Source organism: Streptococcus mitis, from assembly GCF_901542415.1.
GTDB classification, from domain to species: Bacteria; Bacillota; Bacilli; order Lactobacillales; family Streptococcaceae; genus Streptococcus; species Streptococcus mitis_BL.
On record NZ_CABEHV010000004.1, the window covers coordinates 584,711 to 605,284 of the forward strand.

Annotated in this window: 22 protein-coding genes; 4 read left to right on the forward strand and 18 right to left on the reverse strand. The window is 38.8% G+C overall.

Translation table 11 applies throughout. From position 1 onward, the window contains the following. Positions 1 to 98: 98 nt before the first annotated feature. Together FQT24_RS11025 and xerS are read left to right on the forward strand one after the other, a co-directional pair. On the forward strand, positions 99 to 758 hold the full coding sequence (locus FQT24_RS11025) for an LA2681 family HEPN domain-containing protein (RefSeq protein WP_260666137.1): 660 nt from the start codon (positions 99 to 101) through the stop codon (positions 756 to 758). 284 nt (positions 759 to 1,042) lie between these two features. Continuing rightward, a complete protein-coding gene (xerS, locus tag FQT24_RS03130; protein WP_143952135.1) occupies positions 1,043 to 2,113 on the forward strand; it encodes a tyrosine recombinase XerS in 1,071 nt (356 codons plus the stop codon). A gap of 73 nt (positions 2,114 to 2,186) precedes the next feature. On the opposite strand, the gene FQT24_RS03135 is transcribed toward xerS, so the two are convergent. The 16 genes from FQT24_RS03135 to dhaK all read right to left on the reverse strand — a co-directional run bounded on the left by FQT24_RS03135 (position 2,187) and on the right by dhaK (position 17,688). Continuing rightward, positions 2,187 to 3,176 carry a lipoate--protein ligase gene (locus FQT24_RS03135; RefSeq protein ID WP_143952136.1) on the reverse strand — a complete coding sequence of 330 codons (990 nt, stop codon included), beginning with the start codon at positions 3,174 to 3,176 and terminating at the stop codon, positions 2,187 to 2,189. A gap of 59 nt (positions 3,177 to 3,235) precedes the next feature. Next, a complete protein-coding gene (gene lpdA, locus FQT24_RS03140) occupies positions 3,236 to 4,939 on the reverse strand; it encodes a dihydrolipoyl dehydrogenase (RefSeq protein WP_143952137.1) in 1,704 nt (567 codons plus the stop codon). 45 nt (positions 4,940 to 4,984) lie between these two features. After that, positions 4,985 to 6,028, reverse strand: a complete 1,044-nt coding sequence (locus FQT24_RS03145) for a dihydrolipoamide acetyltransferase (RefSeq protein ID WP_143952138.1) — start codon at positions 6,026 to 6,028, stop codon at positions 4,985 to 4,987. Positions 6,029 to 6,365: 337 nt separating this feature from the next. Continuing rightward, entirely contained in the window at positions 6,366 to 7,358 is a 993-nt protein-coding gene (locus FQT24_RS03150) for an alpha-ketoacid dehydrogenase subunit beta (protein WP_000448714.1), read from the reverse strand. 15 nt (positions 7,359 to 7,373) lie between these two features. Next, positions 7,374 to 8,342 carry a thiamine pyrophosphate-dependent dehydrogenase E1 component subunit alpha gene (locus tag FQT24_RS03155; protein ID WP_143952139.1) on the reverse strand — a complete coding sequence of 323 codons (969 nt, stop codon included), beginning with the start codon at positions 8,340 to 8,342 and terminating at the stop codon, positions 7,374 to 7,376. Between the two features lie 153 nt (positions 8,343 to 8,495). After that, positions 8,496 to 9,857 (reverse strand): sodium-coupled multidrug efflux MATE transporter PdrM, encoded by a 1,362-nt coding sequence (gene pdrM, locus FQT24_RS03160; protein WP_143952140.1) that lies wholly within the window; start codon positions 9,855 to 9,857, stop codon positions 8,496 to 8,498. A 41-nt stretch (positions 9,858 to 9,898) separates the two neighbouring features. After that, positions 9,899 to 11,167 (reverse strand): dihydroorotase, encoded by a 1,269-nt coding sequence (locus tag FQT24_RS03165; RefSeq protein WP_084924455.1) that lies wholly within the window; start codon positions 11,165 to 11,167, stop codon positions 9,899 to 9,901. Positions 11,168 to 11,179: 12 nt separating this feature from the next. After that, positions 11,180 to 11,644, reverse strand: a complete 465-nt coding sequence (locus FQT24_RS03170; RefSeq protein ID WP_001135781.1) for an NUDIX hydrolase — start codon at positions 11,642 to 11,644, stop codon at positions 11,180 to 11,182. A 9-nt stretch (positions 11,645 to 11,653) separates the two neighbouring features. Beyond that, positions 11,654 to 12,307 carry a uracil-DNA glycosylase gene (locus tag FQT24_RS03175; protein ID WP_143952141.1) on the reverse strand — a complete coding sequence of 218 codons (654 nt, stop codon included), beginning with the start codon at positions 12,305 to 12,307 and terminating at the stop codon, positions 11,654 to 11,656. 61 nt (positions 12,308 to 12,368) lie between these two features. Then, positions 12,369 to 13,061 (reverse strand): pyrimidine 5'-nucleotidase PynA, encoded by a 693-nt coding sequence (locus FQT24_RS03180; RefSeq protein ID WP_143952142.1) that lies wholly within the window; start codon positions 13,059 to 13,061, stop codon positions 12,369 to 12,371. Between the two features lie 124 nt (positions 13,062 to 13,185). Continuing rightward, positions 13,186 to 13,404 carry a hypothetical protein gene (locus FQT24_RS03185; protein ID WP_143953015.1) on the reverse strand — a complete coding sequence of 73 codons (219 nt, stop codon included), beginning with the start codon at positions 13,402 to 13,404 and terminating at the stop codon, positions 13,186 to 13,188. A 48-nt stretch (positions 13,405 to 13,452) separates the two neighbouring features. Continuing rightward, on the reverse strand, positions 13,453 to 13,665 hold the full coding sequence (locus tag FQT24_RS11030; protein ID WP_143952143.1) for a hypothetical protein: 213 nt from the start codon (positions 13,663 to 13,665) through the stop codon (positions 13,453 to 13,455). Between the two features lie 580 nt (positions 13,666 to 14,245). Beyond that, complete coding sequence (locus FQT24_RS03200) at positions 14,246 to 14,977, reverse strand: hypothetical protein (RefSeq protein ID WP_143952144.1); 732 nt, start codon at positions 14,975 to 14,977, stop codon at positions 14,246 to 14,248. Positions 14,978 to 15,727: 750 nt separating this feature from the next. Continuing rightward, on the reverse strand, positions 15,728 to 16,102 hold the full coding sequence (gene dhaM / locus FQT24_RS03210; RefSeq protein ID WP_143952145.1) for a dihydroxyacetone kinase phosphoryl donor subunit DhaM: 375 nt from the start codon (positions 16,100 to 16,102) through the stop codon (positions 15,728 to 15,730). Then, on the reverse strand, positions 16,102 to 16,677 hold the full coding sequence (gene dhaL / locus FQT24_RS03215; RefSeq protein WP_143952146.1) for a dihydroxyacetone kinase subunit DhaL: 576 nt from the start codon (positions 16,675 to 16,677) through the stop codon (positions 16,102 to 16,104). The genes dhaM and dhaL overlap by 1 nt, the downstream gene beginning before the upstream one ends. Before the next feature lie 21 nt (positions 16,678 to 16,698). Then, positions 16,699 to 17,688 carry a dihydroxyacetone kinase subunit DhaK gene (gene dhaK / locus FQT24_RS03220; RefSeq protein ID WP_143952147.1) on the reverse strand — a complete coding sequence of 330 codons (990 nt, stop codon included), beginning with the start codon at positions 17,686 to 17,688 and terminating at the stop codon, positions 16,699 to 16,701. A gap of 153 nt (positions 17,689 to 17,841) precedes the next feature. Here dhaK and dhaS point away from each other — a divergent pair, with 153 nt between their 5' ends. Next, entirely contained in the window at positions 17,842 to 18,372 is a 531-nt protein-coding gene (gene dhaS / locus FQT24_RS03225) for a dihydroxyacetone kinase transcriptional activator DhaS (protein ID WP_143952148.1), read from the forward strand. Continuing rightward, positions 18,369 to 19,358: a DhaKLM operon coactivator DhaQ gene (gene dhaQ / locus FQT24_RS03230; protein ID WP_143952149.1), complete on the forward strand. Its 990-nt coding sequence runs from the start codon at positions 18,369 to 18,371 to the stop codon at positions 19,356 to 19,358. The genes dhaS and dhaQ overlap by 4 nt, the downstream gene beginning before the upstream one ends. Positions 19,359 to 19,500: 142 nt before the next feature. Here dhaQ and FQT24_RS03235 read toward each other — a convergent pair whose 3' ends face one another. Both FQT24_RS03235 and FQT24_RS03240 read right to left on the reverse strand, forming a co-directional pair. Next, entirely contained in the window at positions 19,501 to 19,995 is a 495-nt protein-coding gene (locus FQT24_RS03235) for a ClbS/DfsB family four-helix bundle protein (protein WP_143952150.1), read from the reverse strand. Positions 19,996 to 20,052: 57 nt separating this feature from the next. Continuing rightward, positions 20,053 to 20,547, reverse strand: coding sequence for a YkgJ family cysteine cluster protein (locus FQT24_RS03240; protein ID WP_143952151.1), 495 nt, complete (start codon positions 20,545 to 20,547; stop codon positions 20,053 to 20,055). Between the last annotated feature and the right edge of the window lie 27 nt (positions 20,548 to 20,574).

Genomic DNA, 20,574 nt, shown 5'->3' on the forward strand with positions numbered 1-20,574 from the left:
ATGACTTACAAGCTGACGATATAAATAGATATGATGATAATCTTTTACTACCAAGTTTATTATTTCAATCGGATAAAGATTTAAACAAATATATTTCTATGTTTAATCAAATTAAGCAAGAATATGTTTATGCGCGTTATCTCTGTTTTAATAGCACCGAGAGTGATTCGGTTCATTATGCTGACGAGAATGTTAATCTTATTGATTGTTTAGACTACGTACAATACTCTATCAGAGTTGAAGGTTTAAAAGCGGCTTTTAAAACACTATATTCATTATTAGATAAAGTTGCAATGTTTATAAATGAATATTATTCTCTAAAAATTGAGACTAGACAAGTAAATTTTCATTCAATTTGGAGGTCTAATAGCGATTTAAATAAATGTATAGATAAGAACATTGGTCTGTCATCTATATTTTGGATAGCGAAAGATTTTGATAATGGTAATAATTCTTTAACAGCTAATCCAAACTCAAAGCGATTGAAAATTATTAGAAATTATTTAGAGCACAGGTTTACTAATATAACATTGAATTTTTTTGATGGAAGTGAAGATAATAATGAAACTAGACTGTATCTAACTGAATTTGAACTTCAAGAGTTTGCATTAGATTTATTAAATCTTGTAAGGGAAGTTATTTTTTCACTCAAAAATGCCATTCAAATAAGTGAAAATGAAAAACAATCTACTCTAAGTAATGATGTTGCTTTAATTCCGATAAATTATGAAGAAGTAAATTCGGAAGATAAATTATAGCATTGAGCATACAATTTATAGTCGTTATAAAAAGCAATAGTCTAAATTCATTTAACTAATCGACTTAACTAGAGCTAAACCATTGAGAAAACTGAATTAGAAGGATAAAGTACACTCATTAAGCAGTGTACTTTATTTTTGTTTTGTACATTATTCTGGAGTGGTATTTTGTATGTTATATAATCTTAAAAACTTCACAATATCTTTCCGAAAAACTATAATTTTCTTGAAAAATATATTAGTCTATGCTATACTACTAGTAGACTTATTTATGGAGAAAATACATGAAACGCGAGATTTTACTGGAACGAATCGACAAACTAAAACAAATCATGCCCTGGTATGTTCTGGAATACTACCAATCTAAGCTTGCTGTTCCCTATAGTTTTACAACCTTGTACGAATACCTCAAGGAATACGATCGATTTTTCAGCTGGGTTTTGGAGTCTGGTATTTCAAACGCTGATAAAGTGTCTGATATTCCTTTATCTGTCTTGGAAAACCTGTCTAAGAAAGACATGGAATCTTTTATCCTTTATTTGCGAGAACGTCCTTTGCTGAATGCCAATACAACCAAGCAAGGTGTTTCGCAGACAACCATCAATCGGACCTTATCAGCACTTTCTAGTCTCTACAAGTATCTAACTGAGGAAGTCGAAAACGACCAGGGGGAGCCTTATTTCTATCGTAATGTAATGAAGAAAGTTTCAACCAAGAAAAAGAAAGAAACACTTGCTGCCAGAGCTGAAAACATTAAGCAAAAGCTCTTTCTAGGTGATGAAACAGAAGGTTTTCTGACTTATATCGACCAAGAGTACCCACAACAGCTCTCAAATCGCGCTCTCTCGTCATTCAATAAAAATAAAGAACGTGATTTGGCCATTATCGCCCTTCTCTTGGCGTCAGGTGTCCGCTTATCTGAAGCTGTTAATCTGGATCTAAGAGATCTCAATTTAAAAATGATGGTTATTGATGTCACACGTAAGGGTGGAAAACGTGACTCAGTCAATGTCGCTGCCTTTGCTAAGCCTTACCTAGAGAATTATCTAGCCATTCGAAATCAACGCTATAAGACGGAAAAAACAGATACAGCCCTCTTTTTGACACTCTACAGAGGTGTTCCCAATCGTATCGATGCTTCCAGCGTGGAAAAGATGGTTGCTAAGTACTCTGAGGACTTCAAAGTACGTGTAACCCCCCACAAACTGCGTCATACCCTAGCAACTAGGCTCTATGATGCGACTAAATCGCAAGTTTTGGTCAGTCACCAGCTAGGACACGCCAGTACACAAGTTACTGACCTCTATACCCATATCGTCAATGATGAACAAAAGAATGCTCTAGAGAGTTTATAAAATACATAAAATAAATTATGTAATATATGATTTTTAAAAAAGAAGCTGGTCCTACAACCAACTTATTTTTGGTTTATTCAACTACCGCTTCAGCGATTTCTTCACGGCTAATACCAGCGAAGTAGCGTGTAATATCAATAGTTTCCAGAGCTTTAAGGACATCTTCGCGTTCGTATTTAACGCCACGAAGGACATCTTCTACAGCTGCAACGTCCTCGATACCAAAGAAGTCACCATAAATCTTGATGTCTTGGATTTTTGATTCGACGACATTAGCAAAGACTTCGACCTTACCACTGGTAAATTTTGTTCCACGACGGACGTTAAATTCTGGTGATTTACCGTAGTTCCAGTCCCAAGTGCCAAACTTAGTATCCTTGATGCGATTAATTTCGGCCAATTCTTCTTCTGAAAAGACGTATTCAGTCATCTCTGGGTATTCTTTTTTCATGTATTCCAATAGCAAATCACGGAATTCTTCAACTGTGATTTTTTCTGGTAATTCATTGACAATATTGGTTACACGGGCACGGACGGATTTCACACCTTTTGATTCAAATTTATCTTTTGAAACCTTAAGGGCGTTTGCTAAGACTGACAAATCAACGTCAAAGAGCAAGCAGCCGTGGTGCATGATACGGCCATTAATATAAGCTTGGGCATTGCCACAGAATTTCTTGCCATCAATCTCAAGGTCGTTACGGCCTGTGAACTCAGCTTTAACACCAAGTTGAGCCAAAGTATTGATAACTGGAGTTGAAAAACTCTTGAAGTCAAAAGCTTTGTTTTCATCTTTTTTTGAGATGATCGTGTAGTTGAGGTTATTTAAATCGTGGTAAACAGCTCCACCACCGCTGATACGGCGAACTACCTCAATGCCATTTTCGCGAACATAATCACGGTTGATTTCTTCGATAGTGTTCTGGTGACGACCAACAATGATAGATGGTTTATTGATCCAAAGAAGGAAGATTTGATCCTCATCCAAAAGATGTTTAAAGGCATATTCTTCCAAGGCGATATTAAAAGCAGTGTCGTTTGAATGATTGATAATATATTTCATGATATCCCTTTATACGATAGAGACTGGAAAATATCTTTCCAGCCTAGTCTATCTTCATTTTATTTTTTCTTAGGTGAATGGATGGCCATTCCTAGAACATCTGCAAACGCTTCGTACATCACTTCAGAGTAAGTTGGGTGTCCGTGAATTGTCTTCAGCATTTCCTCAACAGTGATTTCCATTTCGATGATGCTTGATGCCTCGTTAATTAACTCTGCAGCTGCAGGACCGATGATGTGTACACCAAGGATTTCCCCGTATTTCTTATCAGCGATAACTTTTACGAAACCTTGAGCAGCATCCGATGCAATAGCACGTCCGTTGGCAGCAAAGTTGAATTTACCGATGGCAATATCGTATTTCTCACGAGCTTGTTCTTCAGTAAGACCTACTGCTGCTACTTCAGGAAGAGTGTAGATGGCTGCAGGAGTCAAGTTCAACTTGGCAACAGCATGATTTCCTTTAAGGGCATTTTCTGCTGCTACTTCACCCATGCGGAAGGCTGCGTGCGCCAACATCTTCGTACCGTTGATGTCACCTGGAGCATAGATACCTGGCACAGAAGTTTCCATGTATTCGTTGACCTTGATGCGACCACGATCCAGTTCAAACTCAACATCGCCAATACCTTCAAGGTCTGGTACACGACCGATTGAGAGAAGCGCTTTGCTAGCGATGATATCGTCTTTTCCTTCAACCTTGATACGAAGTTGACCATTTTCCTCGATGATTTCTTGGAGCTTAGTGTCAGTTAAGATGGTCATACCTTTACGCTCAAGTATCAAGCGAAGGTTCTTAGATACTTCCGCATCCATAGCTGGCACGATACGGTCCATCATTTCGATAACAGTTACTTTTGAACCAAATGTCATGAAGGCCTGACCGAGTTCGATACCGACAACGCCACCACCGATAATAACAAGGCTTTCTGGAACTTCGTTCATTTCAAGAATGTCGTCACTGGTCATGACAAGTGGAGATTCCATACCAGGAACGTTAATCTTGCTGACTTTTGAACCACCAGCAAGGATAATTTTCTTAGTTTCAAGCAATTCTGAACCATTTACCAAGACGTTCTTGTCTTTAGTGATTGTACCAATTCCCTTATGAACAGTAACTCCGTAGCTACGAAGAAGACCTGCAACACCACCTACCAAGGTATTAACAACCTTAGACTTAGTTTCAAGGAGTTTGTCCATATCTACAGTGAAGTTTGGATTTTCGATAACGATACCACGGTTAGCTGCATGACCGATGTTTTCAATGATTTCAGCGTTGTGAAGGTAGGTCTTGGTTGGAATACATCCACGGTTCAAGCAAGTTCCACCGAGTTCAGATTTTTCAACAAGGGCAACCTTACCGCCGAGTTGGGCTGCTTTAATAGCTGCCACATATCCAGCAGGACCACCACCAATCACAACGATATCAAAGGCATCATCGCTCTTACCATCATCGTTTGAAGCACTTGCTGCAGGTACAGGACTAGCTTCTGGGGCTGCCGCTCCAGCTGTTGGGATGTTTTCCCCTTCTTCACCAAGGTAACCGATGACTTCCGTTACAGGGACAGTTTCCCCATCTCCTTTAAGGATGGCAATCAAATACCCATCTTCTTCGGCTTCCAATTCCATGCTGACTTTGTCAGTCATGATTTCCAAAAGGATTTCTCCTTCTTTTACAAATTCTCCGACTTTTTTATTCCATTGGACGATTTGTCCTTCTGTCATATCTACGCCGGCTTTTGGCATAATTACTTCTAAGGCCATGTCTTCCTTCCTTTATCTATATCTTTAAAATGAATACTCTTGTTCTTAAATCAACATTGAGATTGGATTTTCAATCAATTCTTTCAAGTCTTTCATAAACTTAGCACCAGCCATACCATCTACGACACGGTGGTCAATTGTTAACCCAAGACTCATGATTGGGCGAATGACAATCTCACCATTGACGACAACTGGCTTCTCGATTGTCGAGCTCACACCAAGGATAGCTGAGTTTGGTTGGTTGATGATAGGACCAAAGGACTGAACGCCAAACATTCCCAAGTTACTAATTGTGAAGGTTGAATTTTGCAGTTCGCTTGGAGCCAATTTACCATCCAAAGTACGGCCAATAACATCTTTGAATGCAACAACCAACTCTGACAAGCTTAATTTTTCAGCATTATAAACAACAGGTGTCATTAATCCATTATCCATCCCAACTGCCATGGCAAGATTGACATAGTTGTGAGTGATAATTGTCTTGCCATCTTCTGTCAATGAAGCGTTGATATAAGGATGCTTCATCAAGGTTTTCACAACAGCAAGTGAAAGAAGGTCTGTTACAGTAGTCTTCTTCCCAGTTGCTTCCATGATTGGCTCAAGAACCTTCTTACGAAGAGCCAGCATTTCAGTCATATCAACTTCATAGTTGAGTGTGAAGGTTGGCGCAGTTAGGTAGGATTCAACCATACGTTGGGCAATCACCTTACGCATTGGTGTCATTGGAATACGCTCAATTTCACCATAAGGAGTGATATTATCAGGAATCTCTTCCACTTTTTCGATTTGAGCAGGAGACTTGATAGTATTGTTTTCGATATTTTCAGGAAGCAAGGCTAAAACGTCCTTCTTCATGATCTTACCACGGTGACCCGTTCCTTGGATTTCCTGCCAAGCAATATTATGTTCGAGGGCAATTCGTTTTGCAAGTGGCGAAATGCGAACCACATTTGTGTCTTTATAAGTTTCCACGTCATCTTTGTGGACACGACCGTTTGCACCTGAGCCAGAAACGTCGTAGAGGTTGATCCCTAGATCAGCCGCTAACTTTCTAGCTGCAGGAGTCGCTCTTAGCTTGTCATCAGCCATGACCTCTCCAATTCTAATTATGATACAAAGGGCGTAAAAAGCGACTGAAAAATAGGAAATCGACGCAGACTTCGATGAAGTCAAGGAGATTTATCTTTTTTCCGAGCTTTTAGCCCGTGTTCAACTCTACAAGCAACTTGGATACAACACGTATCTCAAGTTGCTACGGTTGCCGCTATTAGGCGGTCAACCTTGTAGACTTACTAATTCATTCGTCGAATATTATCGATTCGACTCACTCATGTCGCAACTCTTCAAATCACTTGGATACAACACGTATCTCAAGTTGCTAAAGTTAAAAGCAACCATTGTTTTACATAATTTATCTTATGTAGATTTATTCTTTGTTATATGTTTTACGGATGGCATCTTTGATGCTTTCAACTGTTGGAATCATTGCATTTTCTAGGTTTTGCGCGTAAGGCATTGGCACATCTTCTCCTGCGCAACGGCGGATTGGTGCATCTAGATAATCAAATGCTTCTGATTCTGAAATAATTGCTGAAATCTCTCCGATATAGCCGCTTGTTTTGTGGGCATCGTTGACCAGAACAACCTTACCAGTCTTCTTAACTGAGTTAATGATGATATCCTTATCAAGCGGAACAAGGGTACGTGGGTCAACAATCTCAACTGAAATTCCTTCTTCAGCTAATTCTTCAGCTGCTTGAACCACACGGCGAAGCATTTTTCCATAAGTAACAACTGTTACATCTGTACCTTCACGTTTGATTTCGCCAACTCCAAGTGGGATTGTGTAGTCTGGATCAACTGGAACTTCCCCTTTTTGGTTAAATTCTGACTTGTACTCAAGAATGATAACAGGGTTATTATCACGGATAGAAGACTTGAGCAGTCCTTTCATGTCCGCAGGCGTACCTGGAGCTACAACCTTAAGTCCAGGGATGTGAGTAAACCAAGACTCTAGTGATTGCGAGTGTTGGGCTGCAGAACCAACTCCGTTACCAGCTGCACAACGAACAGTCATTGGAACCTGACCTTTACCACCAAACATGTAACGTGTTTTAGCAGCTTGGTTGACGATATTGTCCATGGCAATAACCGAGAAGTCCATGAAGGTCATATCGACGATTGGACGAAGCCCTGTCATGGCTGCTCCTGCTGCTGCTCCAGAGATAGCAGCTTCAGAAATCGGACAGTCACGGACACGTTCTGGACCAAATTCTTCGAGCATTCCCACAGAAGTTCCGAAGTCTCCTCCGAAGACACCAACGTCTTCTCCCATCAAGAACACATTTTCATCGCGACGCATTTCCTCAGACATAGCAAGGATAATGGTGTCACGGAACGACATTGTTTTTGTTTCCATTTTATCTCTTTCTCCTTAGTCTGCGTAAATATCTTCAAATGCTGATTCAAGCGGTGGGAATGGACTTTCCTCTGCAAATTTAACAGAAGCTTCTACTGCTTCCTTGACTTGCGCTTGGATTTCTTCCAATTCTTGGGCACTTGCAATAGTATTTTCAACGAGGTACTTGCGAAGATTTTCGATTGGGTCTTTTTGTTTCCACAATTCCACTTCTTCACGGGTACGATATTTACCAGGGTCAGATGATGAGTGACCAAGCCAGCGATAAGTTACACTTTCAATCAAGACTGGACCATTGCCACTGCGAACATGATCTACGGCTTTCTTGAACCCTTCATAGACATCGATGACATTGTTACCGTCTTCGATGAACATTCCAGGAATTCCATAAGCGGCGCTACGTTGATGGATATGTTCTACATTGGTCATTTTCTTGATATCCGCAGAGATACCGTAACCGTTGTTAATGCAATAGAAAATGACTGGCAGGTTCCAGATAGAAGCCATGTTCACTGCTTCGTGGAAAACACCTTCATTGGTCGCGCCATCTCCAAAGAAGCAGACAACGATTTTACCGGTATTTTGCATTTGCTGACTAAGAGCAGCACCGACAGCGATTCCCATACCACCACCTACGATACCATTGGCACCAAGGTTACCAGCATCAAGGTCGGCGATATGCATAGAACCACCTTTACCTTTACAGGTTCCAGTGTATTTACCAAGGATTTCAGCCATCATCCCGTTGAGGTCAATTCCTTTGGCAATAGCTTGTCCGTGACCACGGTGGTTTGATGTGATCAGATCATCTGGATTGAGAGCCAACATAGCACCCACGTTAGCTGCCTCTTCTCCAACAGAAAAGTGCGTCATTCCTGGCACTTTCCCTTTCTTTACTAATTGCGCAATTTTTAAGTCCATACGACGGATTTCTTCCATCTTACGGAACATCTCTAGCAAAAGATTTTTATCTAAAATTGACATCTTCTTGCCTTTCTAACTTTCTTCTTACCTTACTATTTTACCGTTTTTGGCAAATACTGTCAAAGTTTTTCTAAAAGAAATTTCACAAAATAAAAAAGAAAACCCCATGAAAACAAGGGATTTTCTTATCAAGAATATTTTTTCACAAACTTTCTAGTGTTTAGATTTTTCTAAAGATTCAAATCTCTTCATAATCACAGTTAAACGCCAACGATAGAGCGCCCCACTCACAATCAGACTAATAATCAAACCAATCCAGTAAGAATAAGCTCCAAAATCTGTGAGGGAATCAAATACCATAGCAACTGGGATTGCTACACCCCAATAACCAAGCAAACCAAGGTAAAAAGGAATAACTGTATCCTTATAGCCTCGTAAAATTCCCTGGAGCGGTGCCGCAAAGGTATCTGCTAACTGGAAGAAAAGGCTGTAAGTCAAAAAGCGCGCTGTCAAATCGATAAATTCTGGGTCGTTACCATAAAGACTAGCCACATTTCCTCTAAAAATGTAAAGGAAGGATAAGGTGAAGGCCGCAAAAATGAGGGCTGTCCATCTCCCTAGACCAATATAGGTTTTTGCATCACCAAATCGCTTGGCTCCCACCTCATAGGAAACGACAATGGCCATAGCCGATGAAATACTCATAGGAAAGGCGTACATGAGACTTGAAAAGTTCATAGCTGACTGGTGACTAGCGATAATCAAGGACGAGAACTTAGCCATAATCAAGCCAACGACAGAAAAGATAGCCACTTCCGCAAAGACAGTTCCTCCAATGGGCAGACCTAAGCGAACCCCTTCCTTGATTTTATCCATATTAAATGGAATGCGTTTCTCAAGATGCAATGCTTTGAGCTTCTCCTGTTTAAATAAAACCAGAATAGAAATCCCCAGCAAAACCCAATAAGCCAAGGAAGTCCCTAATCCAGAGCCAGCACCTCCCAATTCTGGAACACCAAAGGCACCGTAAATCAAGAGATAGTTAAATCCACTATTGAGAGGAAGTAACAAAAGCATGAGGTACATGGACAGTTTGGTCAACCCCAGCGAATCCAGCAAGGAGCGAATAACACTAAAAAGCAACAAAGGAATAATCCCAATAGATAAAAACCAAAGATAGCGAAACGCTACTGCTGCTACTGGTGCTTCTAGTCCAATATGATTCAAGACAGGAGGTGCCAGGAAAACTACCAGTCCCAGCAAGACCACAGATAGACCCAAGGCCAGATAGATGAACTGGTAAAAATCAGACGCAACCTCTTCCTTTTTCCCTCGACCAATATGGTGACCAATGATGGGCACCAAGGCTGATACAATTCCTGTTAGGAAGGTAAAGAAAGGATTCCAAATACTGGTTGCCATAGACACACCAGCCAAGTCCATTGTATTGTATTGACCTGTCATAGTCGTATCAACAAAGGAGGCAGAATAATTGGCAAACTGATAAATCAGGATAGGGAAAAATATCTTTAAAAATAAGATAAACTTGTCTTTAAAATGATGGGTTTGGTACATATAGGCTCTCTATTCTTTTTGTTTACAGAGCAGACTCCCACCTAGTTTTGATAGACGATTTGTCCCTTACAGATGGTGTATTTAACCTGCCCTTTTAAGGTTTCACCGATGAATGGTGAATTAGCTGCTTTTGAAGCAAAATGGGAGTCCACAAGACGGTCAGCCTTAACATCAAAAATAGTGATGTCCGCTGGGCCATTCTCAGCCAAGTAACCTGCTTCAAAGTTGTAAAGCTTGGACGGGTTGTATGTCATTTTTTCGAGTAATTCCATCAAGCTTAACTCACCAGCTTCGACCAAATAAGTCAATCCAAGAGATAGAGATGTTTCTAAGCCAGTCATACCAGATGGCGCTTTGGTAATATCTTCGACATTTTTCTCATCTGCATGATGAGGCGCGTGGTCAGTCGCGATAACTGTGATGACGCCTGATTTAAGACCTTCGATAACAGCACGACGGTCTGATTCCAAACGAAGTGGCGGATTCATCTTAGCATTGCTACCTTGTGTCAAAAGGAGCGCTTCTGTCTTAGAAAAATGCTGTGGCGCTACTTCTGCTGTGACTTGCGCACCTAGCCCCTGAGCAAACTCCACTACTTTAACACTTTCTTCCTTAGACAAATGCTGAATATGAACATGAGCCTTGGTTGCATAGGCAATCATGACATCACGCGCCATCATAGCGTACTCAGCCACCCCAGTCGCACCACAGATATGGAAATGTTCTTTAGCAATATTTTCGTTAAAGCCAAGAACACCGTTCAAACCTGGATCTTCCTCATGAAGACTAATAAAGGTATTAAGCTTTTTAGCTTCCTCCATGGCTTCCTTGACAACTTTACTACTTTCAAGTGGGATACCGTCGTCTGAGAAACCAACCGCACCAGCTTCTAAGAGTGCCTTAAAGTCAGTCAAATCTTGACCATTAAAGTTCTTAGTAATGGTCGCAACCGTCTTAACATTAATCTTCTCTTTAGAAGCTGACTGAAGAACTTCTTGCAAAGTCTCCACGTCCGAGATGGTTGGACTGGTATTAGCCATCATGACAACCGTGGTAAAACCACCTGCAGCGGCTGCTAGGGCACCAGTATGAATATCTTCTTTATGAGTTTGGCCCGGTTCACGGAAATGAACATGAATATCGACCAAACCAGGAGCAACTACAAGACCTGTAGCATCTAGAATTTTTGCTCCCTCTTCCTTGACCTCAGGCGCAATTTTGATAATTTTCCCATCTTGAACTAAGACATCACACACTTGATCCAAACCAGACTTGGGATCCATTACACGACCATTTTTGATTAGTAGCATCTGCTTTCTCCTTTATTCATAGAAATCAACTTGGGTATCCAACAATTTATCCCCATCATAGACAAACTTGGCTGAAAAGAAGGGTTTATCCTCTAAAAGCCACTCAACAAAGGTATGGTCACCTTCCCAAGTAGGCTTGCTCAAAACCTCGTCATAGGGAACCCATTCCAGCGTCCCCTCATTGCAGTCAATCAAGTCCCCCTCAAACTCTGTCACCTTAAAAACATAGGTGTACCAGTCTAAATCTGGTGTGAATTCAGGAAAAGTGATAACACCTTTTAGAACTGGCTTGGCTTTGAGCCCTGTTTCCTCAAGGATTTCACGCGTCGCGCATTCCTGAGGCGTCTCTCCTCTCTCTAGCTTACCACCCACACCAATCCATTTCCCTTCATGGACATCATTGGGTTTCTTATTACGATGGAGCATAAGCAATTCTTTCCCGTTATCAATGTAGCAAATTGTCGCTAACTGAGGCATATTCTCTCCTTATCTAAGCCAATCGATTGGCTCTTGTTCTGTTTCTTTTAAGAATGCATTGGCCTTGGAAAAAGGCTTAGAACCCCAAAATCCTCTATAAACTGACAAAGGACTGGGATGGGCTGATTCGATAATCAAGTGATGAGGATTGGTAACTAAGGCCTTCTTCTTACGTGCATAAGCTCCCCAGAGTACAAAAACGACTGGTCTATCTAGATGATTGACCACCTGAATCACAGCATCCGTAAAAGGCTCCCATATCTGACCAGCATGACCATTGGCCCGTCCGGCAGGAACCGTCAAACAAGCATTAAGAAGCAAGACTCCTTGTTCAGCCCAAGCTGTCAAATCATGAGATTTCTTAACCCCGATATCATCTGACAATTCTTTCAAGATATTTTGCAAGGATGGCGGAGCTGGGATAGAGTCAGGTACAGAAAAACTCAAGCCCTGCGCTTGACCTGGCCCGTGATAGGGATCTTGCCCTAGAATCACCACCTTAACGTCTTCTAGGGGTGTGGTCAAGAGAGCCTGAAAAACCTTTTCCTTGGGTGGATAAATAGTCCCTTGAGAATAGACCTGCTCCATAAACTGATTGATTTTCCCGAAATAACCCTCAGGTAATTGTGCCTTAATCAAATCATGCCAAGACGAGTGTTCCATAGCCAACTCCTTCGTTTTTACTGCCTCTATTATAGCAAAAAGTGGTTATGGAAACCACTTTTTACAGTTTATCTAAATAATCCAACAAGTCTTGGTAAGAATGAACTTCGTAAGTCGGCTGGGCTTGTGTGTGATTGTCGAGGTCATGAGGATTATACCAAATAGTGTCAATCTCAGCATTATTGCCACCTTGGATGTCTGCGGTTAGAGAATCTCCAATCATCAGCGTCTTTTCTTTACTAAATCCAGCAATTTGCTGGCCAATCTTTTCATAAAAGAGAGCATCAGGCTTTTGTGTTTGCAGCTGTTCAGAGATAAAGACTTGATTGAAATAAGGTGCCAGACCCGATTGAGCCAAGCGCCCTGTCTGAATGGCAGTAATACCATTTGTCGCAGCATATAGCTCATAATCACGCTCGATGAGGCTGTCCAAAAGTTCATGAGCACCCGAAATCGTTTGCCCCTGCTGAGCGAGGTAAAATTGATAACGCTGGGCTAGAAAACTACCGTCTTTTTCCTGTCCAAAGTGAGCAAATAAACGAGAAAAGCGCGTGTTAACCAGTTCTTGTTTACTAATTTTCTTTTGCTCTAAGTCCTTCCAGAGAGCCTTGTTCATAGGAACATAATAGTCTTTATAGGCCTGAATATCTGTAACCCCTTCTTCTTTTAGAAGTTGGGTCAAAGCCACATCCTCAGCAGCATCAAAATCAAGAAGAGTGTGGTCGAGGTCGAAAAGTAGAAATTTGTAGGACAATTTGAGGTTTTCCTTTCTAAGATAAACAACTTTCACTTCAGCCAGCTGTTTAATGTAAAAACTTAAAAGTGGTATAGTATCACAAAGAATAATCGTTCCAATTGATTAACTAATCCATACTATTCTAGTCAAGTTTATTTTTATTATAGAAAAATCTTCTATAAATTCGAGCAATAGTTAAAATACAAACAAATATAATTCCCAAAATAGATGACACTATTTTCACAAAATTCATTTCAGAGCCTATTACATAGATATGAAAAAGAGGGGCTAGTCCTACACATAGAGACAATAGATAACTGCTAAATCTTATCTCACCAATTCCTGCAATAAAATGTTTCATTTTAAATATTCCAATTTTACGTTTCATCTTAATAATCTACTATCAAATCTATTGACTTCTCTTTTTTTTGAAAAATCTTGACAGCAAATTTACTCCACTTAATGCCACTAAAATTTCAATGGGCAAAAAATAGTAATCCCATATCAAATGAGAAATCAGCAATGTTAGAAATAGTATGCAGTCAATATAACTATTCTGAAAATACTCTGTAATTACATAATACAGAAATACCACAACCATCAAAATTAAAACAACCATCATAATGCTATCATCCTATTCTTAATTTATTGTCACTTTTTCCATCCCATTCATCAATAGCATTAAAAAATCCAATCAAGAAATGATTACCCACTCACTAACGCTATTTCCAAAATTTAATTTTTAGGGGATTTAGCAACGCAATTCCAATTAGCAATACACCTAATATAAATAAAAGTATTTCCCAAAATTTATTCTCAGTTTTAATAAAAGGTATAAGATACATACTAATCAATATGGAACTTACTCCTAAAAGAGCAAAGACCACTCTGACTCTATCACTTATTTTAAACATATTTAATTTCCCATAAAATAAGCAAGGGCTACGTTTACTGTAACATTCCCCCGTCTTTATGTAGAGATAATCCCCCATCAAGACACCTCATTTCTTCTTACTCAATAGCAGCATAGTTATTTAGTGATACGAGTTTCATAAGATTTCTCCTCTTTAACGTTGCATGGTTAGGATAGTTTCCTAACAAGTGATCGTCAACTTTGTTTAAAGCACTTTGTTACCTAGATAAGATATCCTTTCTCTATCTGATTTGATTTTAAATAAAACTAAGATTTAAGCCTATTTATCTCACTTCTTATTTTTAAATAACTCATACTCTTTTTCTCTGATAAAGGGAAGGGAAAAATTAGAAAAAATTAGTAGAATTGAAAACAGATATCCGTCTTTTTGCATCACTAAAACATAGTCTAAAAATATATATACCATCAAATCTAGTGTGAAAAGAGAAAATATCCTCCTTTTCATTACCTTACTTGAATTAAAGATTCTGTTTAATAGAAACTTTATCGTAGTATCTACACAAATTTTTATCAAAAAAATAAGAGTCAGTACATGATTAGCAACTGTACCATGAAGAATAAATGGAAATACAGTTAATATAAAACTAGAAATCTCTAAATATTTTATCCAAGGAGATTGAGACATCTTACTTTTAAACTGACTGATTTTCCTATACTCGCTAGCTAATCTAGTATCAAAATCTTTACCAATTTTATTAAAGATTAAAAACTCCAGGATAAAATTACTTATTAATACGATATAAGTAGAAACGTTTCCTGGGAAAAATTTATTGATTAAAATTGGAAAACTCATTAACAGGATCGAGTTTATAGCCAAACAAATAGATACTATTTTATTCTTCACAGAGTATATAGGTAGCGATACTATTGAATAGAGAAACGCTAAAAAAATAAGCACGAAATACTCTGTGCTGCTAATTAGCGGCGCCCTTAATGATAAAAATAGATAGGCACCCCACACGATGATATGCGCTTTACGAATTGACTCTAGATTACTCATCTACCTACTCCTAATATTTAAAGGGAATCCATTTTTAGTTTACATTCTCTTTCAAACAAGTCATAAGCATTTTATGATATTTCCTTCTTCTACATTAGGTAAAGTTGAAATACATTTTTTGCAAGTGAAAATATTATTATTATTTGAAACCCCCAAATATCTATCCCTTTTCTAGACCTAAACCAAGTCAGATTAAAGATACAAATATAATGATAAGGCTTTCTTTTACTTTAGACTACCATAAAACAAGGAATCTTTCAACAAAATTCATTGGCAAACTACTATTCTAGAAGATTGACAGCTCAAATCTTTCAGAATAGAACTATCCTGACTATCGAACACCCTATCTTAATAAATATATATGTAATTCTAGACCTAGAATTCCTATAAACTAAATGTTTTCGCGCTATTCTAAGCTATTGATAGCCTTAAATGTTAATTTTTGAGCAATTCTAAAGCTAGAATAGTCCCGTCACAATCAGTTTTGAATTATTATACTCAATGAAAATCAAAGAGCAAACTAGGAAACTAGCCGCAGGCTGTACTTGAGTACGGCAAGGCGACGTTGACGTGGTTTGAATTTGATTTTCGAAGAGTATTAACAATTTAGAAACGCTATGATTCCACTCCTTTTACATTAAAAAGGAACTGCCCAAAGCAATCCCTTTCTGATTTTGAAATTTTTTACTTAAAATTTGATAGGTGAGATAATTAATAGCCCACCTATAAAAAGAGTTATAGTAAAATTTCTTATTTATTGATTTCAAGCTCCGACAACTGTGTTTGAATAACTGACAGTTCTGCACCAGCCTGAAGAAGAGCAGCTGCAGTATAGGCACCTTCTACAATTGGAACCCTGTTGATGATGATACTCTTATCACTGAAATCAGCCACCATTTCTAAGTTCATTTTAGCAGAACCTAGGTCAAAAAAAGCTAATAAAGTATCTTCTGGATTTTCAGAAACAACCCTATCTACTTGATCAAAACTTGTTCCAATTCCTCCATCTTCGGTTCCTCCTATATAAGTAATCGGAACATCTTTAGCTACTTCACTAATCAGTTCAACAAGACCTTGTGCAATGTTTTTGGAATGTGAAACGATAACAAGACCAATACTTCCCATTAAACCACCCCAGTTTCTAATAGAGCAGTAAAGAGTAATCCTGATGAAAATGATCCAGGGTCAATATGTCCAAGAGAACGCTCTCCTACATAAGATGCTCTTCCTTTAGTTGCAAGTAAATCTTTGGTAGCATTCACTACCTGATCAATAACCTCTTGAGTCAACTTGCCATCAGACAAAGCAGCAATAACAGGAGTCCAAACATCAACCATTGTCTTTTCTCCAACTTCTGCTTTCCCGCGTTTGACAATCATATCCAAACCACTTTGTAAGATTTCTTCTAATTTCGAATTTGAATCAGACTTGGCCATGCCCATAAAAGCAGAGCCATACAAAGGACCAGAAGCACCGCCTACCTTACTCAGTAGTTGCATTGAGACAAGTTTAAAAACATCACTACTTGTCTCAAATGGCTTTCCTTCTAAGTTTTCCATAACTGCAGCCATGCCACGCGCCATATTTCCACCGTGATCTCCATCTCCTATAGGTGTGTCTAGTTCACTAAGATAATCTTTCTGTTCTTGAATCTTTTCATTAAAAAGCTTCATCCATTCAAGAGCTTGTTCAGCATTCATGCGACATTTCCTCCTAAAGTTTTACCAAGCTGGTGTAGTAACAGGTGCATTTAGAGCATCCAACCACTCATCATATGCCAATCGAATCAATGTTAATGACAAACCAGCCATATCGATTGAAGTCATATAGTTTCCAATTTTCTTAAATGCCAACTGAACACCTTTTTCATGGAGCAATTTAGCCACATCATTTGCGAATACATATTGTTCCATAAGTGGCGTGCTTCCTAAACCATTAATGAGAAGACCATAGCGTTCGCCAGCTTTAAGTTGGAAACCTTCAGATAATTTTTCAACCAATTCTGAGGCCAATTGTGCTGAAGGTTGCATTTTCTCTTTCTTATACCCTGGCTCACCGTGAATACCAACTCCATATTCAAATTCATCGTCTTCTAAAACAAATCCTGGTTTGCCAACTTCAGGAACGGTTGCACCAGACAAGGCCAGCCCAATTGTTTTAATTTCTAACACAATTTTATCTGCCAAATCCTTCATTTCAGCTAATGATTTACCAGAACGAGCCGCAGCACCCAAAATTTTATGAACTAAAATAGTACCCGCAACACCTCGACGGCCCTGAGTATAGAGACTATTTTCAACAGCGATATCATCATCAACCACAACACTTGCTACATCAATACCTTCCATTTCAGCAAGTTCTTGTGCAATTTCAAAGTTCATGATGTCCCCAGAATAGTTCTTGATGACCATGAAAACTCCAGCACCTTCATCAGCCGCCTTAATGGCTTCTAAAATTTGGTCTGGAGTAGGCGAGGTAAAGACTGCTCCACAAATGGCAGCAGACAACATCCCATCCCCTACAAATCCTGCATGACTTGGTTCATGTCCTGAGCCTCCACCTGAAATGAGTCCAACTTTTCCTGTCTTTTCTGCCTTTCTAACGATAACATCAAAACCATCTAAGCGTTCTACCAAGTCATCATGCATGAATGACAACCCCTGCAACATTTCATCAACAACTTGTGTCGGTTCATTTATAATTTTTTTCATGAGAAACTCCTTTCGGCATCTACCTTTGTTTTCGCTTTCATTATATATTTTTTATTGCTGGCTGATAAGGGACAGATTCTTTTATTTGTCCCCTTTTAAACCCGTTTCAAACATTTTTTTGGTAAAATGAAGGAAGTAAAAGAAAGGTTTCCTATGGTATCATCACTCATTACAAAAAAACGGATTGCCAAAGCATTTAGAGACCTATTAGCTACTAGAGAATTTGACAAAATCTCTATTGTAGAGATCATGGAATCAGCTGGCATTCGTAGACAGACCTTTTATAATCACTTTCTTGACAAATATGAACTGCTAGACTGGATATTTGAAAATGACTTAACCGAGTATATCACCAATAACTTGGACTTCATTTCAGGCAAAAAACTATTACAAGAATTATTTTTTTATTTCGAACAAGAGCGTGACTTTTATATTCAACTTTTTGATATTCAAGGGCAAAATAACTTCTATGACCAATTTATCAGCTACTGTCGCTTGCTTGTATCAAAAATTTTAAGAGAATACGGTCAGATTGATATCGATTCATCTGCTTATACTTGTTTTTTGTTAGACTATCATTCACATGCTCTAGCAGAAATCGTGAAGGCTTACGTCAATAAAAAAAGTCCAGTTCCACAACCAGACTTTCTAATCATGACAATTATTGGAAAGAGACCACAATGACATTTATTTCAAATCATAAACAGAAAATTATTTCAAGTTACATTTCGGCAACTGTCAGCAGTCATCCTGAATTAGAAAAACACCCTACTTTACCACTAGTCTATCAAAAAAATCGCAATCCTCATCAGGTTCCAATATTGTCGGGTGGAGGTTCCGGTCACGAACCTGCGCATATTGGATATGTGGGAGAAGGAATGCTTACTGGTGCTATCTATGGCCAATTATTTACTCCTCCTACAAGAACTGAAATCTTAGAGTCCATTCGTTTTTTAAACAATGGTCACGGTGTCTTCATCATTGTAAAAAATTTCGAAGCAGACATCAAAGAATTTAGCTGGGCCATTAACACTGCTAGAAAAGAAGGAATTAAGGTCGGCTATAGTCTAGCACACGACGATATTTCAATTGAACCTCACAATAGATTTCAAATTAGAGGAAGAGGGCTTGCAGGGACAATCTTACTTCATAAAATCCTAGGATTTGCAGCTCAAAATGGTGCCAACATCGAGCAACTAACTGATTTAGGTCATCAGCTTGCTCCCGAAATCGCAACAATTGGCTTTGCAACGAAAGCTGCTAGTCTCCCCCAAGCCACCCTTCCACTATTTAACTTGGAAGAAGGAAATATTTCCTATGGTATTGGGATACATGGCGAAGAAGGCTATCGTATCGTCCCATTCCAATCATCTGAAATCCTTGCAAATGAAATTATAAGTAAATTAAGATTGCACTATCATTGGAAAAAGGGTGATCAATTTATATTGCTTGTAAATAATCTAGGCACTACCAGCAACTTAGAAATGGGCATATTTATCAATGATATCCTTCAACTCTTAGAAATTGAAGGAGTCACTATTACTTTTATAAAATCAGGAACATTTATGACTAGCCTAGATATGGCAGGTGTATCTGTAACTCTTTGCCCCGTAAAAAATAAACAGTGGTTAGAAGCGCTCAATGCTCCAACGACAGCTTTTGCATGGTAATTTGCTTGTATAACTCAAAAGGGCTACATCACTTGGTAGCCCTTTGCTTCTATCTTACATTTAAAAGAACTCATTCTTTCTATATCAAATAATCCATCTATACCTTACAATTCTTCCTATGCGCTTTGAGTTTTTTCAGAGCCTAATCATAGTGACTTGACGTGCTACTGGCAAAGTAGGAACCTAGACTTGTTCCTCCAGTCCACTTATAGACACCTTTTGTGAACAATTCGTCATTGCTAAAAACTTCTATCAACTCTAAAACCTCTCTATGTGATTGTTCTAGGAGTCTAGTCGCTTCTTCTAAGGAGGTTTTCTGGTGCTTCTTCCAAAAAGCGACATTCATTTCTCTATAAGTTTTCCAATTATAAGGTTCAGGGAGAAAAGGTCTTTCGTGACCTTCTTGATTAGAATGTACCCAAGTCAAAAGTAACTGCTGCCATTCATAAAGATGAATCAAGACATCCCGCAGATTCTTATCCCTTTTCCAGTGAGCCTCTTTTTTCTTTTGGTCTCTTGTAAAATCAAATGGAGTCTGTAGCTCATCTTCACTTAGTTTGGAGATGAAAAGATTGAGCTTTTCATAGTTTTCCTTAGAGGCCAGCACTAGCTCCTCTTTTGTTTTCGGTCTAGGCACAGGAATACTCCCTTCATATCTCTAGTTACTATTAGAAATTTTTTATCCTTTAAATCTCTATAACTTATCCTTTAATTTCTCAACAAAGAGATAGGCTGCTGGACAGGTTAGGGTATTCTTAATCGTTAGATGGTTGATTTGATGGATCTTTTTACGGTCTGTATGGGGAAATTCACGACAGGCCTTTGGACGAACGTCATAGATAGAACAGAGGTTATCTCCTCCTAAAAATGGGCAGGGCATGGATTTGAAAACCTTATCCCCATCTTCATCTACCTGAAGGAATTCAGCTTCAAAAGCTGGTAATTTCATCTTAAAGTACTTGGCAATACGAGTGATGTCTGCTTCCTTGAAGTCAGGACCCAATGTCTTGCAACAGTTAGCACAGGCAGTGCAATCAATCTCCTTAAAAACTTCTTGGTGAATCTGCTGGGCTATCTTATCTAAATTTTTTGGTGGCTTTTTCTTTAAATTGGCTAAAACTTTTCGATGCTCCTTCTGCTTTTGTAAGGCTAGCTGGTGGTAATACTCAATATCAATTTCTTTAGACATGATTTCTCTCTTATTCTATTTGTTTCC

Excerpts from the sequence above, each read along its gene's own strand:
- FQT24_RS11025 (WP_260666137.1), top strand. The coding sequence starts at position 99 with ATGTTTAATCAAATTAAGCAAGAATATGTTTATGCGCGTTATCTCTGT.
- xerS (WP_143952135.1), top strand. The coding sequence starts at position 1,043 with ATGAAACGCGAGATTTTACTGGAACGAATCGACAAACTAAAACAAATC.
- FQT24_RS03135 (WP_143952136.1), bottom strand. The coding sequence starts at position 3,176 with ATGAAATATATTATCAATCATTCAAACGACACTGCTTTTAATATCGCC.
- lpdA (WP_143952137.1), bottom strand. The coding sequence starts at position 4,939 with ATGGCCTTAGAAGTAATTATGCCAAAAGCCGGCGTAGATATGACAGAA.
- FQT24_RS03145 (WP_143952138.1), bottom strand. The coding sequence starts at position 6,028 with ATGGCTGATGACAAGCTAAGAGCGACTCCTGCAGCTAGAAAGTTAGCG.
- FQT24_RS03150 (WP_000448714.1), bottom strand. The coding sequence starts at position 7,358 with ATGGAAACAAAAACAATGTCGTTCCGTGACACCATTATCCTTGCTATG.
- FQT24_RS03155 (WP_143952139.1), bottom strand. The coding sequence starts at position 8,342 with ATGTCAATTTTAGATAAAAATCTTTTGCTAGAGATGTTCCGTAAGATG.
- pdrM (WP_143952140.1), bottom strand. The coding sequence starts at position 9,857 with ATGTACCAAACCCATCATTTTAAAGACAAGTTTATCTTATTTTTAAAG.
- FQT24_RS03165 (WP_084924455.1), bottom strand. The coding sequence starts at position 11,167 with ATGCTACTAATCAAAAATGGTCGTGTAATGGATCCCAAGTCTGGTTTG.
- FQT24_RS03170 (WP_001135781.1), bottom strand. The coding sequence starts at position 11,644 with ATGCCTCAGTTAGCGACAATTTGCTACATTGATAACGGGAAAGAATTG.
- FQT24_RS03175 (WP_143952141.1), bottom strand. The coding sequence starts at position 12,307 with ATGGAACACTCGTCTTGGCATGATTTGATTAAGGCACAATTACCTGAG.
- FQT24_RS03185 (WP_143953015.1), bottom strand. The coding sequence starts at position 13,404 with ATGAAACATTTTATTGCAGGAATTGGTGAGATAAGATTTAGCAGTTAT.
- FQT24_RS11030 (WP_143952143.1), bottom strand. The coding sequence starts at position 13,665 with ATGATGGTTGTTTTAATTTTGATGGTTGTGGTATTTCTGTATTATGTA.
- FQT24_RS03200 (WP_143952144.1), bottom strand. The coding sequence starts at position 14,977 with ATGAGTAATCTAGAGTCAATTCGTAAAGCGCATATCATCGTGTGGGGT.
- dhaM (WP_143952145.1), bottom strand. The coding sequence starts at position 16,102 with ATGGGAAGTATTGGTCTTGTTATCGTTTCACATTCCAAAAACATTGCA.
- dhaL (WP_143952146.1), bottom strand. The coding sequence starts at position 16,677 with ATGAATGCTGAACAAGCTCTTGAATGGATGAAGCTTTTTAATGAAAAG.
- dhaK (WP_143952147.1), bottom strand. The coding sequence starts at position 17,688 with ATGAAAAAAATTATAAATGAACCGACACAAGTTGTTGATGAAATGTTG.
- dhaS (WP_143952148.1), top strand. The coding sequence starts at position 17,842 with ATGGTATCATCACTCATTACAAAAAAACGGATTGCCAAAGCATTTAGA.
- dhaQ (WP_143952149.1), top strand. The coding sequence starts at position 18,369 with ATGACATTTATTTCAAATCATAAACAGAAAATTATTTCAAGTTACATT.
- FQT24_RS03240 (WP_143952151.1), bottom strand. The coding sequence starts at position 20,547 with ATGTCTAAAGAAATTGATATTGAGTATTACCACCAGCTAGCCTTACAA.